Genomic DNA, 10,218 nt, shown 5'->3' on the forward strand with positions numbered 1-10,218 from the left:
CGAAGCAGCAATTTCCTAGGAAAGCGCAATTGCGGCCGGCGGGGTCCTGTCAGGACGTCGGGAAGGCCGGCACCGCCGGATAGGCCGTGAGCACCTCGCCCAGCGCCGCCTTGAGCGGATCGAGCCAGGGGTCGAACGGCTTCCAGCCCTCCACGCCTTCGCGGAAGATCGGGCGACGGACCTGCTCCGAGCTGGCGGTGCGTACCGCACGCTCGGTCCGGTAGAAAGCCAGGCAGGCCGGTTCGAAGGCCAGCCCGCAGGCGGCGAGCAGCGCGCGGACCTCCGCCTCGGTATCGTCGACCATCGCCTCGTAGAAGACGCGGTGGACCCGGCCCGGTGCCACGGCATCGACATGCGCCATCAGCCGCACATAGTCGGCATAATAGCGCCCCATGTCGTCCAGCGCATAGCTGAAGCCCTGGCCGCGGGCGAAATGCTGCTTGAAGTTGGAGAAGCAGCAGCCGAGCGGATGGCGGCGCGCATCAATGATCCGGGCATTGGGCAGCGCCAACAGGATCAGCGGCACATGCGCCCAGTTGTTGGGCAGCTTGTCGATGAAGAAGGGGCGGTCGGTACGGCGCTGGATGCGCGTGCGCCGCAGATAGGCCTCGCCCAGCGCGCGGAGCTGGTCGCCGTCCAGCGCAGCAAGCCCGGCGGGATAGCCGGCGGTGTCGCGGGCGAGCACCGGCAGGTCGGCGAGTTCGGCGGTGCCTTCGACCTGACTGTCGCTCGCGAGAATCTGCTCGACCAGCGTCGATCCGGCGCGCGGCATGCCGAGGATGAAGATCGGGTCCGGCGCGCTGCAGCCCTGCCCTGCGCGGGCGGCGAGCAGTTCGGGGGTGAGGTGCGCGACATGCGCATCGACCAGCCGGGTGGTATCCTCTGCCTCGTAGCGGAGGGACCGGCGGCGCAGGGCATTGCCGGCGGCGTAATGGGCAAAGGCCAGCGCCGCCTGCCCCCGCTCCTCCAGCGCCTTGCCGAGCGCGAAATCGAGGTGGAAGCGGTCTTCCTCCGCCAGCGCCGTGCCAGCGAGCGCCGCCTCCATCGCGGCGAGATCGGCATCATCGAAGCGGACGGTCTTGAGGTTGGCGAGACTCCACCACGCCTCGCCCAGCGCCGGCATCAGCGCGATCGATCGGCGATAGGCCGCGATCGCATCGGCCTGGCGCCCCACCGTCTTGAGCATGTGGCCATAGCTCATCCATACCCGCGGCTGGTTCGGCGCCTGTTCCAGCACGCGCTCGTACAGCCCGATCGCCGAATCGAAGTCGCCGAGCCTGGCATTGACCGCCGCCTGCAGGTTGGTGTGGGTGGGATTGTCCGGCTCGTCCGCCAGCACCCGGTCGAGCTCGGCCAGCGCTTCCACCGGGCGATTCAGCCGATACAGCACCAGCGCCAAGTTCGCCCGTGCCGGCGTGAAGCCCGGCGCCAGTTCCACCGCGCGGCGGAGCAGCGACTCCGCGTCGCGATAGCGGCCGATCCGCCCCGCCAGCTCCGCGAACATGCGGATCGCCGCCACGTCGAACGGATCGCCCTTGAGGTGCGCGCGGAGCAGCGGTTCGGCGACGTGCAACTGATTGTCGTGCAGCGCCAGAGCCGCGTCGATCAGTCGGGGCGGATAGCGCCCGGCATTGGCGATCCAGCTTTGCGGTGTCGACGCCGCTTTTTCGATCCCGACAGCGCCGCCCGGCCCGGAAGGCCCGCTCATGCGCCGGCGCTCCGCCAGAAGACACTCGTCCTCCCCGCCTTCGCGGGAAGGACGTTCGGCCTCGACGACCCTCGGCGTCTGAACTTCGCTGTACCGCTCACCCTGACAGCATCGGCGAGCGGGGCGTGCGGATCAAACCGGTTCGGCCGCCGGCTGCAGTTCGGCGACGAGCGCATCGTCCATCGCCCAGGCGCGCTTGTACGCCTCGCGGCTCTGCACGCGCTCGACATAGGCCATGAACGAGTCCCGCTTGGGCAGCATGCCGAACATCGTCAGCCAGCCGATCTGCGAACCGAGATAGACGTCCGCCGCGGTGAAGCGCACGCCGGCCGCATAGGGCCGCGACGAGAGCAGGCCGTCCAGCACCTCGACGACCAGGTCATAGGTTCCGTAGCCGAACATACGGCTCTTGTCCTCGCCCGCCACGAAAGCCGCGGCCTGATTGGTCGCCGCCTGCTCGACCGGACCCGCCGCATAGAACATCCAGCGATAATAGTCCGCCCGCTCCTCCGGCAGCGGCGCCAGCCCGGCATCGGAGTACGCATCGGCAAGATAGGCGCAGATCGCGGCGCATTCGGTGACGACCTTGCCGCCATGGACGATCGCCGGCACCTTCCCCATCGGGTTGATCGCCAGATACGCTTCGCCCTTCATCGTCGTGGCATAATCGAGCACGTCGACGCGGTAGGTGGCGCCTACCTCCTCCAGCATCCATCGCACGATCCGTCCGCGCGATTGCGGGTTGGTGTAGAGTATCAGTTCATCCGTCATGCCCGCATACCCCTCTTACCCCCGCCTCGATTGCCGGAGAACACGAGGGGAACACGAAACCGATGGCAGGTCAATTCCCTAGAGGCTGCCGAAAGTTGCGAGCAATCGATCCCACGCACGATCGGCCTGCGCCGCGTTGTAGGCCCGGCTGTCGGGCGGGCACCAGCCATGCATCGCCCCGGCATAGACCTCGATCTCGGCAGGCACCTTGGCGGCGACAAAGGCAGTGCGCAGCGCCTCCTTGTCGCCCGGCGCACGGGCATCGTCATTCTCGGCGACGGCGAGCAGGTACCGCCCCTGCATCTGCGGCACGAGCCGGTGCGGGCTGTCGGGCGCATCGGTGACCAGCGGCGCACCGTGGAAGCTGCCGCCCGCCTTCACCCGGCCCGGCAACGCGGCGGCGGTCCGGAAGACGAACGGCCCGCCCATGCAATAGCCGGTGCTGCCCATGCCGCGTCTGGTATCCACCTCGGGCTGGGCATCGAGGAACGCGGCGAACGTCTTCGCGTCGGCGGTAATCGCCGTGGGGGTCAGCGGATCGCGCCACGGCATGATCATCGCGCGCACGTCGGGCTGGTCGAACGACTGGCCGGGCTTGAGGAACGGCGCCTTGGTCGAGCGGTAGAACTGGTTGACGGTCAGCACCGCATAGCCGGACTGGGCGAGCCGATCGGCCATCTGCCGGAAGGCGGGACGCAGCCCCATGATGTCCGGCCAGACCAGCACCGCTGGGTGCTTGCCGCTGGCAGGCGCGACGAAATAGGCGTCGGCCGTCCCGTCCGCGGTTTTGATCGTCACGTCGCGGCCCTTGACGGTCGCGGCATTGGCGGGGCTCGGCAGGATCGCCATCATGCCCGTCGCGGCGGCAGCAGCGGTGAAGCCGCGGCGGGTAATCCCGCCTGCCACACGATCATTGTCGGCTGCGGTATGCTCGTCACACATGGCGATCCTCCTCCTCGGGGGCCCCGCCCCAGTGCCGGTCTAGCCGAGCGCAGCGCCGCCGCAAAGCTTCCCCAAGAAACAGAACGGGCCCCGGCGCTATTGCGCCGAGGCCCGCTCGTTGACGCCCGGGAAGGCGATCTCAATGCTTGAACAGGCTCTCCGCCGTATGCTCGATGGGGGCGCTTCCGGCCTCCTGCACATGGCTGGCCGCGTAGCGCTCGGCGCGCAGCTGCTCGATCAGGGCCTCGCGGTCGCCCTCGAGGCGGGTGTCGGTCGGCGCCTCGATGCCGGCGGCCTTGGCAGCCTTGGCGACCAGCGCATCCAGTTCGCGCTGCGAACACAGGCCAAGCGTCACCGGATCCTTCGGTACGATGTTGCCGATGTTCCAGTGGGTGCGGTCGCGGATCGCCGCGATGGTGGTGCGGGTGGTGCCGATCAGCTTGCCGATCGCGCCGTCCGACACTTCCGGATGGTTGCGCAGGATCCAGGCGATGCCGTCCGGCTTGTCCTGTCGCTTCGAGACCGGCGTGTAGCGCGGGCCCTTGGTGCGGCGGACCTGCTCCGGGCCCTTCTGCATCTTGAGGACGTAGTTCGGGTCCTTCTGGCCCTTCTCGATCTCGTCCATCGTCAGTTCGTGCGCGCGCACCGGATCTCGGCCGGTGAGCTTGGTAGCGGCGGTATCGTCGGCGATCGCCTGCACTTCGAGGATGTGGAGCCCGCAGAATTCGGCGATCTGTTCGAACGACAGCGACGTGTTGTCGACCAGCCAGGAGGCGGTCGCGTGCGGCATCAGCGGCTGGGCCACGGTGGATCTCCGGAACTTGAAACAATAAGGGCCGCCCATCACGGGCGGCCACACATGGTCTTGATGTAGGGGAGCTTGCCCGCTTGGGCAAGCGTTTCCGCGATTCAGGCGGCAGCCTTGTCGCAGCCGATCGGCACCAGCGCGGTGAGGAACTGCCGCGCACTCGCCTCCCAGGTGAAGCTGCGGCCATAAGCGGCGCAGACGGCGCGATCGAGGGTGAGCGCCTGGTCGATCGCCAAGCCCAGATCCTCGTTCATCACCCCCGTCTCGGGCGTCAGCACGTCCACCGGACCGGTGACCGGGTAGGCGGCGACCGGCGTGCCACAGGCCAGCGCCTCGATCATCACCAAGCCGAAGGTATCGGTGCGGCTGGGGAAGACGAACACGTCCGCCGCGGCATAGGCGGCGGCAAGATCCTCGCCGAACTGGGCGCCGAGGAACATCGCCTCCGGATATTTGGCTTCCAGCATCGCCCGCGCCGGGCCGTCGCCCACCACCACCTTGGTACCGGGGCGATCGACGCTGAGAAACGCTTCCAGGTTCTTCTCGACTGCCACCCGGCCCACATAGAGCATCACCGGCCCGGCGAGCCCCGTCATCTGCGGGTGCGGGGCGATGCCGGGATGGAAATGGCCCAGGTCCACGCCGCGCCCCCAGTGCCGTACCTGTGGCAGGCCATGGTCGACCAGCGACTGGCGGATCGACGCGGTGGAGGCGAGGATCGTGGCACTCGGCGTGTGGAACCAGCGGATATAGCGCCAGATCCACTCGGCCGGCACCCCCGAGCGCGCGGAGACATAGTCCGGGAACTGGGTGTGGTAGGCGGTGGTGAAGGGGCGCTTCTGGCGCAGGCACCAGCGCCGCGCCGCGACGCAGAGCGGTCCTTCGGTCGCCAGATGGATCGCGTTGGGGGCGAAGTCCTCCAGCATCGCGCCGACGGCTGCGACGCTGGTGATCGCCAGCCGGATTTCCGGATAGGTCGGGCAGGGCAGCGAATAGAATTTGTCGGGCGAGACGACCAGCACCTGATGGCCCTGGCTCTCCAGCACCCGCCGCACCGACTGGAGCGTGCGGACGACCCCGTTGACCTGGGGCTCCCAGGCATCGGTCACGATGGCGATACGCACGGCTTCGATCTCCGTCGCTACCGTCACGCCGCCGCCAGTCTGGCCTCGGACTCCGGCGGCGATTCGCGCGCTGCCATTTCGTCGGCCCAGTGGAGAATTTCCATGGACCCGTCGTACTGCTCCACCAGCGCCGTGCAACCCTCTACCCAATCGCCGTCGTTATAATATGCGATGCCGTCGATGGCGCGGATCTCTGCCTTGTGGATATGCCCCGCGATCACGCCGTCCACGCCCCGGGCACCGGCCTCGCGCGCGACGATCTCTTCAAACTTGGAGATGAAGGACACCGCGTTCTTCACCTTCTGCTTGGCGTATTTGCTCAGCGACCAATAGGGCAGGCCCATCCAGCGGCGCACCCGGTTCAGCCAGCGGTTGAGCGTCATCATCATCTCGTAGGCCGCATCGCCGAGATGGGCGAGCCAACGGTGCGACAGGGTGATCGCGTCGAACTCGTCCCCGTGCAGCACCAGGAGGCGGCGACCGTCGGCGGTCGTATGGATCGCCTGGCGCTTGATCTTCACCCCGCCAAAGTCGAGCCCCGTGAATTGGCGGAACATCTCGTCATGATTGCCGGGAATATAGATGATCTCGGTCCCGCGCTTCGCCCGCTTCAGCACGCGCCAGACGATGTCATTGTGCGTGGCGGGCCAGTAGAAGCGCTTCTTCATCGCCCAGCCGTCGATGATATCACCCACCAGATACATGATATCGCTGTCGACATGGTCGAGAAAGTCGATCAGCATTTCGGCATTGCAGCCCCGCGTACCGAGGTGGACGTCCGAAATCCAGATCGCGCGATATTTGCGCCGCCTGTCGATCGGACGCTCCGGAATGGTCGGCGTTGCCGCGTGGAAGTCCGCGAGACCCGCGACATCGAACGAAAGCCTGGTAATTGTGGCCATGCCCCAAGTCCCCGTGCAGCTACCCCAGTGCAGAGACTCGTCTATGCCGCAGCATTGTTACAAAACGAATCCTCCGGATTTCATGCAATTGTCACAGTCCATGGCCGGAACACGGTGTAGGACGACGCCGCGCGTCCGCCCCTCATTTCATCCGCACAACAACCACCCGCGGCCCGAAACGCGGCTAAAATGCGAACAGGAAGGAACCTGATGCCAAACCTGTCGCTTGCAACCTGTACCCAAGACCTTCTGACGGCCGTTCACGCGCTCGTGCCGCTCGCGCGCTCCACCCTGACGGCCGCAGCGCTGACCGAGGCGCGCGACGCCGCCGATCGGGCGCTTTCTGCGCTTCGCACCGCCAAGGAACGACAATTGCTGGCCACGTTGCTGGAGAGCGACGACGGCGTCCACCACGCCATGGCGCGGCGCGCGCTGCTGCAGGACCGCGAATGGCGCGACCTGATGGTGGCACATACCGCAGCGTGGCCGCTCCCGGCGATCCGCGCCGATCTCCAGGGCTATCGCGCCGCCGTGCAGCAGGTGCTGCGGATGGTCGAACGTCGCATCGCCCATCAGGAGCAGGTGCTGGAGCCGTTGGCGCGCGAGGCACTGGCCGGGCAGCGCCGCGCCGCCTGAACCGGCGTCAGGCGGGCTGGTCGCCGATCGTCAGGACGATCTTGCCGACATGCTCGCCCGCCTCCATCCGGCGATGCGCTGCGGGCGCCTCGGCCAAGGTGTAGGTCCGATCGATGATCGGCTTGAGCTTGCCCTCCTCGACCAGCGGCCAGACGTTCCGGCGCAGTTCGTCGGCGAGGAGCGACTTGAATTCCACCGAGCGGGGCCGCAACGTGGAGCCGGTGAGCGTCAGGCGCCGTCGCATCACGTCCCATACGGGAATCGTCGCCGTCGCCCCGCCCTGCACCGCGATCGACACATGGCGGCCGTCCTCGGCCAGGCACTGGAGGTTGCGCGCGACATAGTCGCCGCCGACCATGTCGATCACGATCTCCACGCCCTTGCCGCCGGTAAACGCCTTCACTTCCTCGACGAAGTCCTGGGTCTTGTAGTTGATCGCGAGGTCCGCGCCGAGGTCGCGCGCCGCCGCGCATTTCGCGTCCGATCCGGCGGTAACCAGGATGGTCAGCCCGAACAGCTTGGCCAGCGTGATCGCCATGGTGCCGATGCCGCTGGTGCCGCCATGGACCAGCACGGTCTCCCCCGGCTGCGCCCAGCCGCGATCGAACAGGTTCGACCAGACGGTGAACAGCGTCTCCGGCAGCGCGGCCGCTTCGACCATGCTCAGCGCCGCGGGTACCTCCAGGCACTGACCGGCGGGTGCGACCGCATATTCGGCATAGGCGCCCCCCGCGATCAGCGCGCAGACCGGCTTGCCGAGCAGCGATTCGTCGACACCTTCACCGAGCGCGACCACCGCGCCGGCGATCTCCATGCCCAGGATCGATGGCGCCCCCGGCGGCGGCGGATATTTGCCCTGGCGCTGCAGCACCTCCGGCCGGTTCACGCCGGCCGCCGCGACTCGCACCAGCACCTCGCCCGCCCCCGGCTCGGGGATCGGTCGCTCGACGGGGACAAGTACTTCGGGGCCGCCCGGCGCATCAGGGTCGATGGCCAGCATTTTCTCGGCTGCGATCATTCGGTTCGTCGCTTTTTGGACTAAGGGGAACTCCGGCGCCTTATTGACATCGCCCCCCTCAGGGTCAACGTTTCGTCGCATGGACGCCGACGAAAATCTTCCCCGTCGATCCGACGATCTCGCAGGCAAGCTGGCCGGGCAGGACCTCGACCCCTTTTCGGTGGCCGAACTCGAAGCGCGAATCCAGCTCCTCGAAACCGAAATCGTCCGATGTCGAGAAAAGATTCAACGCGCCGTTCACCATCGTGCAAGCGCTGACGCTCTATTTAAGAGATGAGCGTCAAGGCACCGGAATTGGGGCGATACGCCACGATCCTCCGGTGCGGGGCCGCAGCGCTTGATGCGGGGCCTGCCACTCCCGACATAGGGGAAGACGGGCTCAGCACCCTTTCGGCCCGACTGGAGTTGTATCCGAATGCCTAGTTTCGCCTCCGCTCTCGAAGCCACCCTCCACAAGGCGCTCGAGGCTGCGTCCTCGCGCCGGCACGAATATGCAACGCTCGAGCATCTGCTGCTCGCGCTGATCGACGACGAACATGCCTCGAAGGTAATGGGCGCGTGCGGGGTGGACCTGGGCGAACTGAAAACCACCGTCGCGCATTATCTCGATACCGAGCTGGAAGCGCTGAAGGTGGAAAACGCCACCGATCCCTCCCCGACCAGCGGGTTCCAGCGCGTCGTCCAGCGCGCGATCCTGCACGTCCAGTCCTCGGGCCGCGACGAAGTGACCGGCGCCAACGTGCTGGTCGCGCTGTTCAGCGAGCGCGAGAGCTATGCGGTCTATTTCCTGCAGCAGCAGGACATGAGCCGGCTCGATGCCGTCAGCTTCATCAGCCACGGCGTCGGCAAGGGCGGCACCACGCCCACCGAGGCGAGCACCCCCAAGGGCGCTGCCGAGGAAGACAAGTCGAACAAGCAGGAGGCGAAGACGGGCAAGGGTGAGAGCGCGCTCAAGCAATTCACCGTCGACCTCAACGAGAAGGCGAAGATCGGCAAGGTCGATCCGCTGATCGGCCGCGCGGCCGAGGTCGACCGCACCGTCCAGATCCTGTGCCGGCGCAGCAAGAACAATCCGCTCTATGTGGGCGATCCCGGCGTCGGCAAGACCGCCATCGCCGAGGGCCTGGCGCGCAAGATCGTCGAGGGTGAAGTGCCCGACGTGCTCAAGGAAGCGGTGATCTACTCGCTAGACATGGGCGCGCTGCTTGCCGGCACCCGCTATCGCGGCGACTTCGAGGAGCGCCTGAAGCAGGTCGTCTCGGAGCTGGAGAAGCTGCCCCACGCGGTGCTGTTCATCGACGAGATCCACACCGTGATCGGCGCGGGCGCGACGAGCGGCGGCGCGATGGATGCGTCGAACCTGCTGAAACCCGCACTGTCCGGCGGCTCGATCCGCTGCATCGGCTCGACCACCTACAAGGAATTCCGCAACCACTTCGAGAAGGACCGCGCGCTGCTGCGCCGTTTCCAGAAGATCGACGTCAACGAACCGTCGGTCGAGGATACGGTGAAGATCCTGGCCGGCCTGCGCTCGGCGTTCGAGCAGCACCATTCGGTGAAGTACACCCCCGACGCGATCAAGTCGGCGGTCGAGCTGTCGGCGCGCTACATCAACGACCGCAAGCTGCCGGACAAGGCGATCGACGTGATCGACGAAGTCGGCGCGATGCAGATGCTGGTGGCGCCGTCCAAGCGCAAGAAGGTCATCACCCCCAAGGAGATCGAGCAGGTCATCGCGACCATGGCGCGCATCCCACCGAAGACCGTCTCGTCGGACGACACCAAGGTGCTCGCCAATATCGAGCAGGATCTGAAGCGCGTCGTGTTCGGTCAGGACAAGGCGATCGAGGTCCTGTCCTCGGCGATCAAGCTGAGCCGTGCGGGCCTGCGCGATCCGGACAAGCCGATCGGCAACTATCTGTTCTCGGGCCCGACGGGCGTCGGCAAGACCGAGGTGGCGAAGCAGCTGGCCAACCTGCTCGGCATCCCGCTCCAGCGCTTCGACATGTCCGAGTACATGGAGCGCCACTCGGTCAGCCGGCTGATCGGCGCGCCTCCGGGCTATGTCGGCTATGACCAGGGCGGCCTGCTGACCGACGCGGTCGACCAGAACCCGCATTCGGTGCTGCTGCTCGACGAGATCGAGAAGGCGCATCCGGACCTGTTCAACATCCTCTTGCAAGTGATGGACAACGGCAAGCTGACCGATCACCACGGCAAGACCGTCGACTTCCGCAACACCATCCTCATCCTGACCACCAATGCCGGAGATCGGAAGAGCGGGTCAGCAGGAATGCCGAGACCGATAT

General features: G+C 66.8%; 9 protein-coding genes. 2 read left to right on the forward strand and 7 right to left on the reverse strand.

The genetic code is table 11. The features are described 5' to 3' along the window. Window positions 1–49 precede the first annotated feature (49 nt). The 6 genes from KK7_RS0115835 to KK7_RS0115860 all read right to left on the reverse strand — a co-directional run bounded on the left by KK7_RS0115835 (window position 50) and on the right by KK7_RS0115860 (window position 6,255). Window positions 50–1,708, reverse strand: coding sequence for a tetratricopeptide repeat-containing sulfotransferase family protein (locus KK7_RS0115835; protein WP_010545626.1), 1,659 nt, complete (start codon window positions 1,706–1,708; stop codon window positions 50–52). A gap of 132 nt (window positions 1,709–1,840) precedes the next feature. Continuing rightward, a complete protein-coding gene (locus tag KK7_RS0115840; RefSeq protein WP_010545627.1) occupies window positions 1,841–2,479 on the reverse strand; it encodes a glutathione S-transferase family protein in 639 nt (212 codons plus the stop codon). A gap of 78 nt (window positions 2,480–2,557) precedes the next feature. Beyond that, the gene (locus KK7_RS0115845) at window positions 2,558–3,421 is read right to left on the reverse strand and encodes a dienelactone hydrolase family protein (RefSeq protein WP_010545628.1); all 864 of its coding nucleotides are present in this window, start codon (window positions 3,419–3,421) and stop codon (window positions 2,558–2,560) included. A gap of 139 nt (window positions 3,422–3,560) precedes the next feature. Next, window positions 3,561–4,211, reverse strand: coding sequence for a DUF1013 domain-containing protein (locus KK7_RS0115850; protein ID WP_100207614.1), 651 nt, complete (start codon window positions 4,209–4,211; stop codon window positions 3,561–3,563). A gap of 119 nt (window positions 4,212–4,330) precedes the next feature. Beyond that, window positions 4,331–5,353: a glycosyltransferase family 4 protein gene (locus KK7_RS0115855; protein ID WP_029623352.1), complete on the reverse strand. Its 1,023-nt coding sequence runs from the start codon at window positions 5,351–5,353 to the stop codon at window positions 4,331–4,333. A 23-nt stretch (window positions 5,354–5,376) separates the two neighbouring features. Then, window positions 5,377–6,255 carry a UDP-2,3-diacylglucosamine diphosphatase gene (locus KK7_RS0115860; protein ID WP_010545631.1) on the reverse strand — a complete coding sequence of 293 codons (879 nt, stop codon included), beginning with the start codon at window positions 6,253–6,255 and terminating at the stop codon, window positions 5,377–5,379. Window positions 6,256–6,465: 210 nt separating this feature from the next. Here KK7_RS0115860 and KK7_RS0115865 point away from each other — a divergent pair, with 210 nt between their 5' ends. Further along, window positions 6,466–6,891: a hypothetical protein gene (locus KK7_RS0115865; protein WP_010545632.1), complete on the forward strand. Its 426-nt coding sequence runs from the start codon at window positions 6,466–6,468 to the stop codon at window positions 6,889–6,891. Between the two features lie 7 nt (window positions 6,892–6,898). Here KK7_RS0115865 and KK7_RS0115870 read toward each other — a convergent pair whose 3' ends face one another. Further along, complete coding sequence (locus KK7_RS0115870) at window positions 6,899–7,891, reverse strand: NAD(P)H-quinone oxidoreductase (protein ID WP_040598893.1); 993 nt, start codon at window positions 7,889–7,891, stop codon at window positions 6,899–6,901. Between the two features lie 97 nt (window positions 7,892–7,988). On the opposite strand from KK7_RS0115870, the gene KK7_RS22010 reads away from it, so the two are divergent. Next, on the forward strand, window positions 7,989–8,186 hold the full coding sequence (locus KK7_RS22010) for a DUF1192 domain-containing protein (protein ID WP_010545634.1): 198 nt from the start codon (window positions 7,989–7,991) through the stop codon (window positions 8,184–8,186). Window positions 8,187–10,218: the final 2,032 nt, after the last annotated feature.

The sequence above is a fragment of the Sphingomonas elodea ATCC 31461 genome (assembly GCF_000226955.1).
In the GTDB taxonomy this organism is placed as follows: Bacteria; Pseudomonadota; Alphaproteobacteria; order Sphingomonadales; family Sphingomonadaceae; genus Sphingomonas; species Sphingomonas elodea.